Source organism: Streptomyces sp. NPDC097640 (assembly GCF_040302705.1).
Taxonomy (GTDB): Bacteria; Actinomycetota; Actinomycetes; order Streptomycetales; family Streptomycetaceae; genus Streptomyces.
This window is the reverse complement of record NZ_JBEOSB010000025.1, coordinates 180,827-195,950: the sequence shown is the minus strand read 5'-3', so window position 1 is coordinate 195,950 and position 15,124 is coordinate 180,827. Positions and strand designations below refer to the sequence as shown.

Below are 15,124 nucleotides of genomic sequence, written 5' to 3'. Positions count from 1 at the left end.
CATCATCGGACAGCACAACCTCGACGGCACGAGGACCCCGGGACATGAAAACAGCCTACAGACTTAAGCCCGCGATTTCCGGCGCATCACACTAGATGGTTGATGCGTTTTTCGGTCTGCTAAGCCTTACTCGCGGTCGGCGCAGAGGTCAGCGGTCAGCGCCGCACAGGCCCACTCCTCCCAGGCGTCGGGGGACCAGCCGCGGTCGCGGACGAAGACCAGGTACAGCTCGGGGCTGAGCAGACCGAACAGCAGGTCGGCAGCGCGGGTGACGTCGACGTCGGCGCGGGCGTCGGGCTTGGAGGTCAGCGCCTTAGCTGCGGCGTACTGGACGGTGTAGCGCGGGTCCGGGTCGGCGGGCCACTGCGCGGCGATCTCCGGGTCGGTGGCCGCGGCGGCGGCGATCAGCGGCATGATCGGGGCGACCCGGCCGAGGATCTCGCGCACGCCCCGTACGTGGGCGCGCAGTTGTCCGGCCGCGGTGGGCTCGGCGCACGCGCTGCGGAACCAGTCTCGGTCCATCGTGGCGACCGGTTCGGCGTCGCCGGCGATGGACGTGTCGACGACGTCCTTGAACAGCGCGCGCTTGTTGCGGAACACGAAATACACGGTCTGGACGGCCACGCCCGCGCGGTCTGCGACCTCCTGAAGGCTCGTCGCCCCATACCCCTGCGCGACGAACAGGTCCCGTGCCGCCGCGACGATCTTCTCGTGGGTGCGCCGCGAGCGCTCGGCCCGCTTATCGGGGCGCTTGTCGGATCCCTTGACGGCAGCCATGCCGGGAGTCTATCTCTAGAGCCAGACACTAGAGTCGAACTCTAAATTCTTGGAGGGGTAGCGGTGAGCGCAATGCGGACAGCTGCGGAGCTCGACCAAGAGGCGGCCGTACGCCGCTCGTTGGAGGACTACTACCGGGACGGCAAGCCGCCGTGGGACAGCGGCGTCACACCACCCGAGCTGGTGGACCTGGTAGAGGGGCCTGGCGCGCTGACGCCCGGTCATGTCCTCGAACTCGGCTGCGGCACCGGGACCAACGCGGTGTACCTGGCCCGGCACGGCTGGCGGGTGGCGGCCGTCGACCTGGTCGACCGCGCGGTCCGTCAGGCCCGGAAGAAGGCCGACGCGGCGGGGGTGGACGTTACGGTGCTGTGCGGGGACGCCACCCGGCTCGACGAGGTAGGCGTGCTCGGCCCGTACGATCTGTTCTTCGACCTGAGCTGCTACTGCGGCATTCCGCCGCACCGCCGCGACGCCTACGCCGCCGGTCTCACGACGCGCGCCGCCCCGGGAGCGCAGTTGCTGATGTTCGGGTACGGCCCCGAGGCGTTCGACGACCCGATTTCCGGCGTTACTGCGGACGAGCTCCGCGCCAAGTTCGCCGGGTGGCAACTGACCGACGTGACGCCTGGTACGAACCCGGTCCCGACCTTCTGGTTCACGCTGCACCGCACCGCCGTCGCGGCGTGAGGGGCGTCGTGCCGCTGAAGGGCGGGCAGCGGTTGCTCCTCCTGCGCCAACGAAACAGGAAGCTTTTCCGGGTACGGCGGTGGCCGTACAGGACTTCGATGCGCAGGCCCGGCCCGCCGGCGGCGTCACCGAAGCCCGGAAAGACGGTCCTCGGTGGCCCGTGCGCCCCGGCCTCGGGCGATCAAAGACCAAAGAACCCCTGGAAAGAACCCACCCAACCCAACCAAACCCCATCCCCGTCACCCGCGCGGGTGATTCCGCCCGACCGGGCTGGCGCTCAAGCGGTTCGGCGGGGCAGGCTCGGCCTCAACAACCCCAGACATGCGACGGCCCCCGGCCGGGACTAGCGATCCCGATCGAGGGCCTGACCACCGAGGAAGTAAGAGGCTTCCCGATGGCTGAACAGCAGCTTAGCGCGCGCCCGCGCGCCCGTTCCGTGGTTCGCCGATCCGCAGGCGGAGTCACCCAGATCAGCGATTACCAGCCCAAGCGGTACACGATCATCGGCGATCACCTCACTCAGAACCGCGACCTCTCGCTGACCGCGATCGGGCTCGGCGCGCACATCCAGTCGCTGCCCGACGGGGCCGCCGTGGACATCCGCACGCTGGCCGGGAAGTTCACGGAAGGGCGGGACCGAGTCGCCGCCGCGCTGCGGGAGTTGGAGGAGTACGGGTACATCAAGCGCATCCGGGAGCGTACGCCCGAGGGGCGGATCGTCACCCGGACGCTCTCGTACAACGTCCCCCGAGCGACTGGCACCCGCCGCGCGGCCGAGCCCGTGACAGAGCCGGTTGCCGAGCGGCCCGCCCCGCCCGCGCCCGAGCGCGTCGTACGGCCCGCGGCGGCCACCCCGCCGCCGCCGAGCAGCGGCACCGCCCCAGCGCTCCCCGAGCCCAACGCCCCCACCCCACAGCGCCACCACACCGCCGCCGCGCTCCTCGCCGAGTTGCGCCGCGACGACGCCCGCTTACTGCTGGCCGAGCGCGACGTACGCCGCCTCGCGCCCGCCGTCGCGGCCTGGCTGGAGCGCGGGGCCGCCCCCGACGCCGTACGCCGCGCCCTGACCGCGAGCCTCCCACCCGACCTGCGCCACCCGGCCGCTCTGCTCACGCACCGCCTCACCGCGCTGCTCCCGCCGCCTCTCCCCGCGGCCGAGCCCAGATCGCGCCCCGTCCCCCTCCAGAACTGCGACGGCTGCGACCGCGCCTTCCGCGCCCCCAGCCCCGGCTTCTGCCGCGACTGCCGAGAGACCGAGCAGGCTCCGGCACGGGCCGCCGCCTGAGCCGCGGTCGTTGGCCACGCTACGACGAGGGACGCGGGGCGCGCAGGTGCGCCCGTTCCTTCAGCTCCTCCTCGTCGACCAGCGTGAGCATCGGCTGGCCCGGCGCGCACAGCATGGTCACCACGAACTTGGTCTGTGCGTCCGACAGGGCGTTGCCGTCCTGGTAGTGGATCACGTCACCGCCTGGCTCCCAGAACGTCCCACCGGCCTCGACCACACGCTCCGGCTCACCCTCGAGCTCGAACCGGAGCGCGCCCTCCATCACGTAGCCGAACGACGGGCCCGAGTGACGATGCGGAGGGAGCCCGGGGTGGCTGGGAGGCCACTCGACGAGGATGGTCATTCCCGAACCGCCTTCGGGAAAGAAGGGCGGAGTGACTTCCTGGAGCAACTTGACCTCAGGCGGCAAAGAAACCTCGGGGGCGCTTCCATGCTCTGGGTTCTTCGCTGACACGTCCCACACCTCCGGTGTGCCTTCTGCCTCGCCCAAACGGTCTCGACTCCACCGTGCCTCCCGTCGGTGGCCGCCGCAATCCGGGAGCCGGCGGCATCCAGCGCGATCCGGCGCGTGCCTGATACGGCAGTAGCTCAGGAGATGCTCAACAAGCGCGGGAAGTTGTTCATGGCCGGAAACACCCTGGCTAGTCTTCCGCCACAAGTCCACTGCATCACGGGCCCGTTGACGTGTTCCGTGATGGGGGAAGATCAAGGAGCACCTATGCCCAAGCTTCGGAGACCCGCCAAGGGATCCGTCCTGCGGGCCGGCGCGGTCCTCGCCGCCGCCGTCGCGCTGCCTGTCCTGGCCTCGCCGAACGCCCACGCCATCGCTTGGGACCACACGATCCACTCGGACGACGGGGACCCCGGTGCCCGCCTGCGGTTCGAGGCCAACGGCGACATCATCGAGCTCTGCGACATCGAGGCCGACGGCTTCGCCGCCTACGCCGAGATCTACGACCCCAAAACCGGCCAGACCCGCACGCTCACCGTCGGCGGCAACGGCAACTGCAAGCGCCGTGACGCCTCCGTCTCTGGATGGAACCTCGTCGAGGGCCGCAAGTACAGCTTCATGGTGGCCCTGACAGAGGGCACCTACATCGCGTACCCGGACGACGAAACCTGGACGGCCTGACCCGCTACCGCCCCCAGGCTCGCGCCCCTTCCGCGCACCACCCTGCCCGGCCTCTGCGGTGACTGCCGCGAGGCCGGGCAGCGTTCGCTCCGGCCCATCGCGGCGCGCAATCCTGCCCGGACCGGGCACCGACCGGGCACAGGCCGGGCACCGACAAACCAAGTCTTGCCCGATTCGTGACCGACACCATGCCCAACCTGGACAACCTCTCAAGATCACCAGCCGTCCCATAGCACGGAGAAGCAGCCGGATACAACGTGCTGCGCAAAGGGACGGGGTCACCAGGTTGAACATTCGAACCTCCTCGCCTGCCGCTGAGCACAAGCCCAGCCGCAGGCAGGCGCTCGCCGCGCTGGCCGCCCTCACCGCCGCCACCACCGCGGCCTGTAGCCGTTCCTCGGGCGCCTCGCCCGCCCCCACCATCCCGGCCCGGCCGCTGTCCCCGCGCGCCGCGGAGTCGTTCGCGGGCGAGGAGAACGCGCTGCTGCTTCAGATCCTGGCCCACCCCGACGACGACCTGTACTTCATGAACCCGGACGCCGAGCACATGCTGACCGCCGGGGTGCCCGTGGTCTGCGTGTATGTGACGGCGGGCGAGGCGGCGGGGATCAACCGCGAGGCCGGTACGCCGCTGCCGCACGTGGACAAGGCGGCCTACTCCTCCGCCCGCCACCAGGGGCTGCGCCAGGCATACGCCCAGATGCTGGGGGTCGACCGGTTCACCCGCTGGGAGCGCTCGGTGCTGGAGCTGCCCCGCGGGGTGACCGCGGAGACCAATGTGCTGGCGAGCGGCGGGCGCAGCGTGCGGCTGATCTTTCTCAACATCGCCATGCTGTCCGCGGGCCAGGTGCGGATTCCCCAGCTGTGGGACGCCCCGGGCGTCGTCATGCGCACGCTGGTCGCCACCGGCTCCCCGGTCAGGACGCCCAGCACCTACGGCCACCAGACCCTGGTCGACGTGCTCGTCGGGATCATGGACCGCTACCGGCCCACCGTGATCCACACCCTGGACCCGGACCCCGACTTCCAGGTGCACGACGCCACCCACCCCCGCGACAACGACCAGCCGGGCTGCTCCGACCACCGGGACCACACCCCGGTCGCGCTGTTCGCCTGGAAGGCCATCGCGCAGTGGGCGGACGGGGGTGGCTCGGGGCGCGGGAGGCGGGCGCCGCGGTTCACGACCACCTCGTTCCGCGGCTACTACAACCAGCGCTGGCCGCACAATCTGCCGCCCGCCGTGGTCACGCAGAAGGCCCGCGCCGTGGCGGCGTACGGCGGCAGCCCGCTGTGGAACTGCGGCAACCAGGCGGGCTGCGGCGACTACGGCCAGGGCGGCACCCGGCCGCTGACCAACCGCAAGGGCTGGATCCGCTCCACCCACTACCGCTACCCCGGCGCCCTGCCCACGCCCCTCACCGACCGCGACGGCGCGGTCGTCGCGTACGGGGTGCTGGGCGCCCAGGCCGTCCGGTGGCGCGAGACCGCCCCCGGCAGCGGGCGCTTCGGCGCCCCGCGGGGCCTGGGCGGCGGGCCGCTGGCCCCGGCGCTGTGCGCGGTGCGGGACTCCCGGGGCCGGGAGGTGCTGATCGCGCTGCGCTTCTCCGCGCTGGACGGGCAGGGGGGCGCCAACACCCGCGAGCTGGTGGCGCTGGAACAGCCCACCCCGGGCGGACAGTTCCGGGCCTGGACGGGCCTCGGCACCCCCGAGGGCGACCCCGAGCGGGGGCGCCGGGTCGGCTGTCCGACGGCCGTGGCCACCCCCGACGGGCGGGTCCACCTCTTCGTACGCACCGCCGACAAGGGCCTGGCCACCCGGGTACGGGACGCGGCCGGGCGCTGGGGGCCCTGGGAGCGGCTGGGCGGAGCCGAGATCCAGGACGGGCTGACCGTGCTGCTCGACCAGCAGGCGCGGGTGCATGTCGTCGCCGCGGGCCGCGACACCGTGCACCACTGGGCCCAGGACCGGCCGGGCGGCCCGGTGGCGCTCCGGCCGCTCGCGGGCCTGCCGCTGCCCGGCACGCAGCCGGGCGCCGTGCCCGCCCCGGACGGGTCGATCGCTCTCGTGTACCGCTCCCCCGCCGACCCGGTGCCGTACCTCCACGGCAACGGCGCGGCCCTGCCGCTGCGCCAGTTCGGGGGCTATGGCCCGGTCACCGCCCATCCCCTGGCCACCTCCGGCGGCCGCCAGGGGCCGCTCCTGCTGCTGGGCCGGGGCCTGGACGGCGAGGTCCAGGTCCAGTACGGCACGTCCCCCGGCGCCAGGCCGCTGCGCTCCGCGAGCCGGCTGGTCCCCGTGGGCACGCCCGCGCTGCTGCCGGGCGAGGGCGAGCAGGTGCGGGTGGTGGGCATGTCCCCCGGCTCCACCCCGTGGATCTGGCACCCCCGCCCCACCTCCCGGGCGTAGGCACCTCAAAGGCCCCGGAGACACGCCAAAGGCCCCGCCCCACCGTCCTCGCGGACGGGGGTGCGGGGCCTTGGAACAGCCCGCTCCGTAGAGCGTCAGATCACTTGTTGATCTTGGTGACCTGGCCGGCGCCGACGGTCCGACCACCCTCACGGATGGCGAACTTCAGGCCCTCCTCCATGGCGATGGGCTGGATCAGCTGGACCGACATCTCGGTGTTGTCGCCCGGCATGACCATCTCGGTGCCCTCGGGGAGGGTCACAACGCCCGTCACGTCCGTGGTACGGAAGTAGAACTGCGGACGGTAGTTGTTGAAGAACGGGGTGTGGCGACCGCCCTCGTCCTTCGACAGGATGTAGGCCTGGGCCTCGAACTCGGTGTGCGGGGTGACCGAACCGGGCTTGATGATGACCTGGCCGCGCTCGACATCCTCGCGCTTGATGCCGCGGAGCAGCAGACCGACGTTCTCACCGGCCTGGCCCTCGTCGAGCAGCTTGCGGAACATCTCGATACCGGTGACCGTGGTGGTGGTCTTCTCGGTCTTGATGCCGATGATGTCGACGGTCTCGTTGACCTTCAGCACACCGCGCTCGATACGGCCGGTGACGACCGTACCGCGACCGGTGATGGTGAAGACGTCCTCGATCGGCATCAGGAACGGCTTGTCAACGTCGCGCTCGGGCTGCGGGATGGCCTCGTCCACGGCATCCATCAGCTTGAGGACGGACTCGCCCCACTCCTTGTCGCCCTCGAGCGCCTTGAGCGCGGAGACCTTGACGACCGGAAGGTCGTCGCCCGGGAACTCGTACTCGGAGAGGAGCTCACGCACCTCCAGCTCGACGAGCTCCATGATCTCCTCGTCGTCCACCATGTCGGCCTTGTTCAGGGCGACAACGATGTACGGAACGCCGACCTGGCGGGCCAGGAGCACGTGCTCCTTGGTCTGCGGCATCGGGCCGTCGGTGGCGGCGACCACGAGGATGGCGCCGTCCATCTGCGCGGCACCGGTGATCATGTTCTTGATGTAGTCCGCGTGACCCGGGCAGTCGACGTGCGCGTAGTGACGCGACTCCGTCTGGTACTCGACGTGCGCGATGGAGATGGTGATACCGCGCTGACGCTCCTCAGGAGCCTTGTCGATCTGATCGAAGGCCGAGGCCTCGTTCAGGTTCGGGTACTTGTCGTGCAGCACCTTGGTGATCGCCGCGGTAAGAGTCGTCTTACCGTGGTCGATGTGACCGATGGTGCCGATGTTGACGTGCGGCTTAGTCCGCTCGAACTTCGCCTTCGCCACTGGGGTCCTCCTGTGGAGTGGTTCTGTACGCATCCACACTTTGCGGATGGGTTCAGGTGGTCTTACCGAACCGGCCAGGACCCCGAGGGGGATGCCCTTCGCCGTATTCGTGTGGGGGCCGGCGGCCGGGGCCCGTCACAGACGCCACGATGAGCGATCTGCGACGGATTGCCCCGATGCCTTTGCTCCAGCCTAAAGGGTGAGAAACGCGGATGAATCCGCCTTACTCGCCCTTGGCCTTCGCGATGATCTCCTCGGCGACGCTCTTGGGAACCTCGGCGTAGGAGTCGAACTGCATGGAGTAGCTGGCGCGACCGGAGGTCTTGCTCCGGAGGTCACCCACGTAACCGAACATCTCCGACAGCGGAACCAGGCCGGTGACCAGCTTGGCGCCACTGCGGTCCTCCATGGACTGAATCTGTCCACGGCGGGAGTTGATGTCACCGATCACGTCGCCCATGTAGTCCTCGGGCGTGGTGACCTCGACCTTCATCATCGGCTCCAGCAGGGCCGGGGAGGCCTTGCGGGCGGCCTCCTTGAAGGCCATCGAGCCGGCGATCTTGAAGGCCATTTCGGAGGAGTCGACCTCGTGGTAGCCACCGTCGAGAAGCGTGACCTTGACGCCGGTCAGCGGGTAGCCCGCGAGCACGCCGAACTCCATGGCCTCCTGGCAGCCCGCGTCCACGGACGGGATGTACTCCCGCGGGATACGGCCACCGGTGACCTTGTTCTCGAACTCGTAGCCGTCGCCCTCGAGCGGCGCGATGGCGATCTGGACCTTCGCGAACTGGCCCGAACCACCGGTCTGCTTCTTGTGCGTGTAGTCGACCCGGTCGACGCTCTTGCGGAGCGTCTCGCGGTAGGCCACCTGCGGCTTGCCGACGTTGGCCTCGACCTTGAACTCACGCTTCATACGGTCGACCAGCACATCGAGGTGCAGCTCGCCCATACCCGCGATGATGGTCTGGCCGGTCTCCTCGTTGGTCTTGACCCGGAAGGACGGGTCCTCCTCAGCGAGGCGCTGGATGGCCACACCCAGCTTCTCCTGGTCGCCCTTCGACTTGGGCTCGATGGCGACCTCGATGACCGGGGCCGGGAAGTCCATCGACTCCAGGATCACCGGGTTCGCCGGGTCGCAGAGGGTCTCGCCGGTGGTGGTCTGCTTGAGACCCATGACGGCGACGATGTCGCCGGCACCCACCGAGTCGATCTCCTCACGCTTGTTGGCGTGCATCCGGTAGATCTTGCCGATGCGCTCCTTCTTGCCCTTCACGGAGTTCTGCACCTGGGTGCCGGTCTCCATGCGGCCCGAGTAGACCCGGACGAAGGTGAGCTTGCCGAGGTGCGGGTCGCTCATGATCTTGAACGCAAGGCCGGCGAACGGCTCGTCCACGGACGGCTTGCGCTTGATGATCTCGTCGGGGTCCTTCACCGAGTGGCCCTCGACGGCCTCGATGTCCAGCGGCGAGGGCAGGTAGCGCACGACCGCGTCGAGCAGCGGCTGCACACCCTTGTTCTTGAAGGCGGTGCCACAGAACACGGGGGTGATCGTCGGCGAGCCCTCGGTGCCGGTGGAGGCGATGGTGATACGGCGGATCGCCGCGTTCAGCTGCTCCACGGTGGGCTCCTCGCCCTCCAGGTACAGCTCCATCATCTGCTCGTCGTTCTCGGCGACGGCCTCGAGGAGCTTGCCGCGCCACTCGTCGGCGGCCTCGAGGTGGGTGTCGGGGATGTCGACGGTGTCGTACATCTCACCCTTGGTCGCCTCGGCGGACCAGACGAACGCCTTCATGGTGACGAGGTCGACGACACCCTTGAAGTCGGCCTCGGTACCGATGGGCAGCTGCATGACCAGCGGAACCGCGCCCAGGCGGTCCACGATCATGTCCACACAGCGGTGGAACTCGGCACCGGTGCGGTCGAGCTTGTTGACGAAGCAGATACGCGGAACGCCGTAGCGGTCCGCCTGACGCCACACAGTCTCCGACTGCGGCTCCACACCGGCCACACCGTCGAACACCGTCACGGCGCCGTCGAGCACGCGCAGCGAGCGCTCCACCTCGACGGTGAAGTCGACGTGACCCGGGGTGTCGATGATGTTGATGGTGTGATCGACGTTCTCGAGCGGCCAGTGACAGGTCGTCGCGGCCGACGTGATCGTGATGCCGCGCTCCTGCTCCTGCTCCATCCAGTCCATGGTGGCAGCGCCATCGTGGACCTCACCGATCTTGTAGCTCACACCGGTGTAGAACAGGATCCGCTCGGTGGTGGTCGTCTTGCCCGCGTCGATGTGGGCCATGATCCCAATGTTGCGGACCTTGGCCAGGTCAAGTGAAGTGGTGGCCATATGGCTCAGTCTTCTCTCGGTCTCGATGGGGGTAGCGACTACCAGCGGTAGTGCGCGAAGGCCTTGTTGGACTCGGCCATCTTGTGGGTGTCCTCGCGACGCTTGACGGAGGCGCCCAGACCGTTGCTGGCGTCCAGCAGCTCGTTCAGCAGGCGCTCGGTCATGGTCTTCTCGCGGCGGGCGCGGGAGTAGCCCACGAGCCAGCGCAGAGCGAGGGTGGAGGAGCGGCCGGGGCGAACCTCGACCGGGACCTGGTACGTGGCGCCACCGACACGGCGGGAGCGGACCTCGAGGGTCGGCTTCACGTTCTCCAGCGCGCGCTTCAGCGTGATGACCGGGTCGTTGCCGGTCTTCTCGCGCAGACCCTCCATGGCGCCGTAGACGATGCGCTCGGCGGTGGAGCGCTTGCCGTTCATCAGCACCTTGTTGATGAGGGAGGTCACCAGAGGAGAGTTGTAGACCGGGTCGATGATGACCGGGCGCTTCGGGGCGGGGCCCTTACGAGGCATTCTTACTTCTCCTTCTTGGCGCCGTAGCGGCTGCGAGCCTGCTTGCGGTTCTTGACGCCCTGCGTGTCGAGGGAGCCACGGATGATCTTGTAACGAACACCCGGCAGGTCCTTCACACGACCGCCACGCACGAGCACGATGGAGTGCTCCTGAAGGTTGTGGCCCTCACCCGGAATGTAAGCGGTGACCTCGATGCCGCTGGTCAGACGCACACGCGCGACCTTACGCAGGGCCGAGTTCGGCTTCTTCGGGGTGGTCGTGAACACACGCGTGCAGACGCCACGGCGCTGGGGGGAACCCTCGAGCGCGGGCGTCTTGTTCTTCTCGACCTTGTCCTGCCGGCCCTTGCGGACCAGCTGCTGGATCGTAGGCACCGTTTCTCCGGTTTCTGTGTGCCAGTCTCGATAAAGCTAACCTGGGGTTTCTCCGACCCACGAGGTCGGGTGTGTCGCGCACTGCAGACCCCCGCGCAGATAGCGGGAGAGTGCAGATTGTTGGTGTCGACACCTCGGTCTCCCGGAGGCCCTTCCGGGCCCTGAGGCCGCTGAAGAGTGCGCATACGGGAGCCCAGGGACACCCCAGGCACAAGGTCAGAGCGTACCTACCGCATCGGCTCCGGTCAAAACAAATGCACACGCGGCAAGGCACACCGGCCCGCCAGCATAGCCGCAGGGCGGCCACCCCGCCATGGGGTGGCCGCCCTGCGCAGGTCAGGACCGGTATTACCGGCCTGGAACCTACTGGTTGTACGGACCGTAGTCGTAGTCCTCCAGCGGGACCGCCTGGCCGGAGCCCGTGCCGAAGGGCGAGTAGTCGATGTCGTCGTAACCGACGGCCGAGTACATCGCGGCCTTCGCCTCCTCGGTCGGCTCGACCCGGATGTTGCGGTAGCGGGACAGGCCCGTACCGGCCGGGATGAGCTTACCGATGATCACGTTCTCCTTGAGGCCGATCAGGGAGTCCGACTTGGCGTTGATCGCCGCGTCGGTGAGCACCCGGGTCGTCTCCTGGAAGGACGCCGCCGACAGCCACGACTCGGTCGCCAGCGAGGCCTTGGTGATACCCATCAGCTGCGGACGGCCGGAGGCCGGGTGGCCGCCTTCCGTGACCACACGACGGTTCTCGGACTCGAAGCGCGAGCGCTCCACGAGCTCGCCCGGCAGCAGCTCCGCGTCGCCGGACTCGATGATCGTCACGCGGCGCAGCATCTGCCGGATGATGATCTCGATGTGCTTGTCGTGGATCGACACACCCTGCGAGTTGTAGACCTTCTGGACCTCGCCGACCAGGTGCACCTGGACGGCGCGCTGGCCGAGGATGCGCAGCACGTCGTGCGGGTTGACCGCACCGAGGGTCAGCGGCTGGCCGACCTCGACGTGGTCGCCCTCGCCCACCAGCAGACGGGCTCGCTTGGAGACGCCGTAAGCCGTCTCGTCCGAGCCGTCGTCCGGAGTGACGACGACCTTCTTGGTCTTCTCGGTCTCCTCGATCCGGACGCGGCCGGCCGCCTCCGAGATCGGGGCGACGCCCTTGGGCGTACGGGCCTCGAAGAGCTCGACGACACGCGGCAGACCCTGGGTGATGTCGTCACCGGCCACACCACCGGTGTGGAAGGTACGCATCGTCAGCTGGGTGCCGGGCTCACCGATGGACTGGGCGGCGATGATGCCGACCGCCTCGCCGATGTCCACCAGCTTGCCGGTCGCCAGCGAGCGGCCGTAGCAGAAGGCACAGGTGCCGACGGCGGACTCGCAGGTGAGGACCGAGCGGGTCTTGACCGTCTCCACGCCGTGCCGCACGAGCTGGTCGATGAGCACATCGCCCAGGTCGACGTTGGCCGGCGCGATGACCTTGCCGTCCACGACGACGTCCTCGGCGAGCATGCGCGCGTACACGCTGGTCTCGACGTCGTCGGTCTTGCGCAGCACGCCGTCGGCGCCCTTGGTCGCGATCGCGAGCTTCAGACCGCGCTCGGTGCCGCAGTCCTCCTCGCGGATGATCACGTCCTGCGAGACGTCCACCAGACGACGGGTCAGGTAACCCGAGTCGGCGGTACGCAGCGCGGTGTCCGCGAGACCCTTACGGGCACCGTGGGTGGAGATGAAGTACTCCAGCACGGACAGACCCTCACGGAACGACGCCTTGATGGGCCGCGGGATGGTCTCGTTCTTCGCGTTGGACACCAGACCACGCATACCGGCGATCTGACGCATCTGCATCATGTTTCCGCGCGCGCCCGAGTCGACCATCATGAAGATCGGGTTGGTCTTCGGGAAGTTCGCGTTCATCGCCTCGGCAACCTCGTTGGTCGCCTTGGTCCAGATCGCGATCAGCTCCTGGGTGCGCTCGTCCTTGGTGATCAGACCACGCTCGTACTGCTTCTGGACCTTCTCGTCCTGCGCCTCGTAGCCCTCGATGATGGCCTTCTTGGCCTCGGGCACGACCACGTCGGAGATGGCGACGGTGACACCGGAGCGGGTGGCCCAGTGGAAACCGGACGCCTTCAGGTTGTCCAGCGTCGCCGCGACGATGACCTTGGGGTAGCGCTCGGCGAGGTCGTTGACGATCTCGGAGAGCTGCTTCTTGCCCACCGAGTAGTCGACGAACGGGTAGTCCTCGGGCAGCAGCTCGTTGAAGAGCGCGCGGCCCAGCGTGGTGCGCAGCCGGAAGCTGTCACCCGGCGTCCAGGCGGGCTCGCCCTCTTCCGGAACCGGCGGGGTCCAGCCACGCGGCGGGACGGTGCCGATCGGGAAGCGGATGTCGATCTTCGCCTGGAGCGAGAGCTCCCGGGCGTCGAACGCCATGATCGCCTCGGCGGCCGAGGCGAAGGACCGCCCCTCGCCGATGACCTCGCGCTCCTCCTCGTCGGTGGTGAGGAAGAAGAGGCCGAGCACCATGTCCTGGGTGGGCATGGTCACCGGGCGGCCGTCGGCCGGCTTGAGGATGTTGTTCGAGGACAGCATCAGGATGCGGGCCTCGGCCTGGGCCTCCGCGGACAGCGGCAGGTGCACGGCCATCTGGTCACCGTCGAAGTCCGCGTTGAACGCGGTGCAGACGAGCGGGTGGATCTGAATGGCCTTGCCCTCGACCAGCTGCGGCTCGAAGGCCTGGATGCCCAGGCGGTGCAGGGTCGGCGCACGGTTCAGCAGCACCGGGTGCTCGGCGATGACCTCTTCGAGCACGTCGTACACGACCGTGCGGCCGCGCTCGACCATGCGCTTGGCCGACTTGATGTTCTGCGCGTGGTTCAGGTCCACCAGGCGCTTCATCACGAACGGCTTGAAGAGCTCCAGCGCCATGGCCTTGGGCAGACCGCACTGGTGCAGCTTGAGCTGCGGGCCGACGACGATGACCGAACGGGCCGAGTAGTCGACTCGCTTACCGAGCAGGTTCTGACGGAAACGACCCTGCTTGCCCTTCAGCATGTCGCTGAGGGACTTCAGCGGGCGGTTACCGGGGCCGGTCACCGGGCGACCGCGGCGGCCGTTGTCGAACAGCGCGTCGACGGCCTCCTGGAGCATCCGCTTCTCGTTGTTCACGATGATCTCGGGGGCACCGAGGTCGAGGAGACGCTTGAGGCGGTTGTTCCGGTTGATGACGCGGCGGTACAGGTCGTTCAGGTCGGAGGTCGCGAAGCGGCCACCGTCCAGCTGCACCATCGGACGCAGGTCCGGCGGGATCACCGGGATGCAGTCCAGCACCATGCCGTTGGGGCTGTTGCGGGTCTGGAGGAAGGCGGAGACGACCTTGAGGCGCTTGAGCGCACGGGTCTTCTTCTGGCCCTTGCCGGTCCGGATGATCTCGCGGAGGCGCTCGGCCTCCTCGTCGAGGTCGAAGGACTCCAGGCGCTTCTGAAGCGCGGCGGCGCCCATGCCACCCATGAAGTACGTGCCGAAGCGGTCACGCAGCTCGCGGTAGAGCAGCTCGTCGCCCTCCAGGTCCTGGACCTTGAGGTTCTTGAAGCGGTTCCACACCTCGTCGAGACGGTCGATCTCGCGCTGGGCGCGGTCGCGCAGCTGCTTCATCTCGCGCTCGGCGCCCTCGCGCACCTTGCGGCGCACATCGGCCTTGGCGCCCTCGGCCTCCAGCTCGGCGAGGTCCGCCTCGAGCTTCTTGGCGCGGGCCTCCAGGTCGGCGTCGCGGCGCTGCTCGATCTGCTGACGCTCGACGGAGACATGGGCCTCCAGCGAGGGCAGGTCGCGCGTGCGGCGCTCGTCGTCCACCCACGTGATCATGTAGGCGGCGAAGTAGATGACCTTCTCGAGGTCCTTCGGGGCGAGGTCGAGCAGGTAGCCCAGACGCGACGGAACGCCCTTGAAGTACCAGATGTGGGTGACGGGAGCGGCCAGCTCGATGTGGCCCATCCGCTCACGGCGCACCTTGGCGCGGGTGACCTCGACGCCACAGCGCTCACAGATGATGCCCTTGAAGCGGACGCGCTTGTACTTGCCGCAGTAGCACTCCCAGTCCCGGGTCGGACCGAAGATCTTCTCGCAGAAGAGTCCGTCCTTTTCGGGCTTCAGGGTGCGGTAGTTGATGGTCTCCGGCTTCTTGACCTCACCGTGGGACCACTGACGGATGTCGTCAGCAGTGGCGAGGCCGATCCGCAGCTCGTCGAAGAAGTTGACGTCGAGCACTTGTCGTCAATCCCTCTTTCAGGGTCGTGTCTTCGGGTCTGACTGG

11 protein-coding genes are annotated in these 15,124 nt (G+C 68.6%); 4 read left to right on the top strand and 7 right to left on the bottom strand.

Annotated features, from left to right (window positions below; translation table 11 throughout):
- Nucleotides 1-126: 126 nt before the first annotated feature.
- Nucleotides 127-777 carry a TetR/AcrR family transcriptional regulator gene (locus tag ABTY62_RS33980; RefSeq protein ID WP_352133248.1) on the bottom strand — a complete coding sequence of 217 codons (651 nt, stop codon included), beginning with the start codon at nucleotides 775-777 and terminating at the stop codon, nucleotides 127-129.
- A gap of 72 nt (nucleotides 778-849) precedes the next feature.
- On the opposite strand from ABTY62_RS33980, the gene ABTY62_RS33975 reads away from it, so the two are divergent.
- Nucleotides 850-1,467 carry a class I SAM-dependent methyltransferase gene (locus tag ABTY62_RS33975; RefSeq protein WP_352133247.1) on the top strand — a complete coding sequence of 206 codons (618 nt, stop codon included), beginning with the start codon at nucleotides 850-852 and terminating at the stop codon, nucleotides 1,465-1,467.
- Between the two features lie 394 nt (nucleotides 1,468-1,861).
- On the top strand, nucleotides 1,862-2,752 hold the full coding sequence (locus ABTY62_RS33970) for a helix-turn-helix domain-containing protein (RefSeq protein ID WP_352133246.1): 891 nt from the start codon (nucleotides 1,862-1,864) through the stop codon (nucleotides 2,750-2,752).
- 19 nt (nucleotides 2,753-2,771) lie between these two features.
- Here the strand turns inward: ABTY62_RS33970 and ABTY62_RS33965 are convergent, their stop codons facing one another.
- Complete coding sequence (locus ABTY62_RS33965; protein WP_502997573.1) at nucleotides 2,772-3,161, bottom strand: cupin domain-containing protein; 390 nt, start codon at nucleotides 3,159-3,161, stop codon at nucleotides 2,772-2,774.
- A gap of 309 nt (nucleotides 3,162-3,470) precedes the next feature.
- On the opposite strand from ABTY62_RS33965, the gene ABTY62_RS33960 reads away from it, so the two are divergent.
- Together ABTY62_RS33960 and ABTY62_RS33955 are read left to right on the top strand one after the other, a co-directional pair.
- The gene (locus ABTY62_RS33960) at nucleotides 3,471-3,884 is read left to right on the top strand and encodes a hypothetical protein (RefSeq protein WP_352133244.1); all 414 of its coding nucleotides are present in this window, start codon (nucleotides 3,471-3,473) and stop codon (nucleotides 3,882-3,884) included.
- 292 nt (nucleotides 3,885-4,176) lie between these two features.
- Entirely contained in the window at nucleotides 4,177-6,291 is a 2,115-nt protein-coding gene (locus ABTY62_RS33955; RefSeq protein WP_502997572.1) for a PIG-L family deacetylase, read from the top strand.
- Nucleotides 6,292-6,391: 100 nt separating this feature from the next.
- Here ABTY62_RS33955 and tuf read toward each other — a convergent pair whose 3' ends face one another.
- The 5 genes from tuf to ABTY62_RS33930 form a co-directional block, all read right to left on the bottom strand.
- A complete protein-coding gene (tuf, locus tag ABTY62_RS33950; protein WP_352133242.1) occupies nucleotides 6,392-7,585 on the bottom strand; it encodes an elongation factor Tu in 1,194 nt (397 codons plus the stop codon).
- Between the two features lie 223 nt (nucleotides 7,586-7,808).
- Nucleotides 7,809-9,932 carry an elongation factor G gene (fusA, locus tag ABTY62_RS33945; RefSeq protein WP_352133241.1) on the bottom strand — a complete coding sequence of 708 codons (2,124 nt, stop codon included), beginning with the start codon at nucleotides 9,930-9,932 and terminating at the stop codon, nucleotides 7,809-7,811.
- Between the two features lie 38 nt (nucleotides 9,933-9,970).
- Nucleotides 9,971-10,441 carry a 30S ribosomal protein S7 gene (gene rpsG, locus ABTY62_RS33940; RefSeq protein WP_352133240.1) on the bottom strand — a complete coding sequence of 157 codons (471 nt, stop codon included), beginning with the start codon at nucleotides 10,439-10,441 and terminating at the stop codon, nucleotides 9,971-9,973.
- Nucleotides 10,442-10,443: 2 nt separating this feature from the next.
- Entirely contained in the window at nucleotides 10,444-10,815 is a 372-nt protein-coding gene (gene rpsL / locus ABTY62_RS33935; protein ID WP_003948652.1) for a 30S ribosomal protein S12, read from the bottom strand.
- Between the two features lie 363 nt (nucleotides 10,816-11,178).
- The gene (locus tag ABTY62_RS33930; protein ID WP_352133239.1) at nucleotides 11,179-15,078 is read right to left on the bottom strand and encodes a DNA-directed RNA polymerase subunit beta'; all 3,900 of its coding nucleotides are present in this window, start codon (nucleotides 15,076-15,078) and stop codon (nucleotides 11,179-11,181) included.
- Between the last annotated feature and the right edge of the window lie 46 nt (nucleotides 15,079-15,124).

Coding starts and splice junctions, on each gene's coding strand:
- ABTY62_RS33975 (WP_352133247.1), top strand. CDS start 850: ATGCGGACAGCTGCGGAGCTCGACCAAGAGGCGGCCGTACGCCGCTCG.
- fusA (WP_352133241.1), bottom strand. CDS start 9,932: ATGGCCACCACTTCACTTGACCTGGCCAAGGTCCGCAACATTGGGATC.
- ABTY62_RS33980 (WP_352133248.1), bottom strand. CDS start 777: ATGGCTGCCGTCAAGGGATCCGACAAGCGCCCCGATAAGCGGGCCGAG.
- ABTY62_RS33970 (WP_352133246.1), top strand. CDS start 1,862: ATGGCTGAACAGCAGCTTAGCGCGCGCCCGCGCGCCCGTTCCGTGGTT.
- ABTY62_RS33960 (WP_352133244.1), top strand. CDS start 3,471: ATGCCCAAGCTTCGGAGACCCGCCAAGGGATCCGTCCTGCGGGCCGGC.
- rpsG (WP_352133240.1), bottom strand. CDS start 10,441: ATGCCTCGTAAGGGCCCCGCCCCGAAGCGCCCGGTCATCATCGACCCG.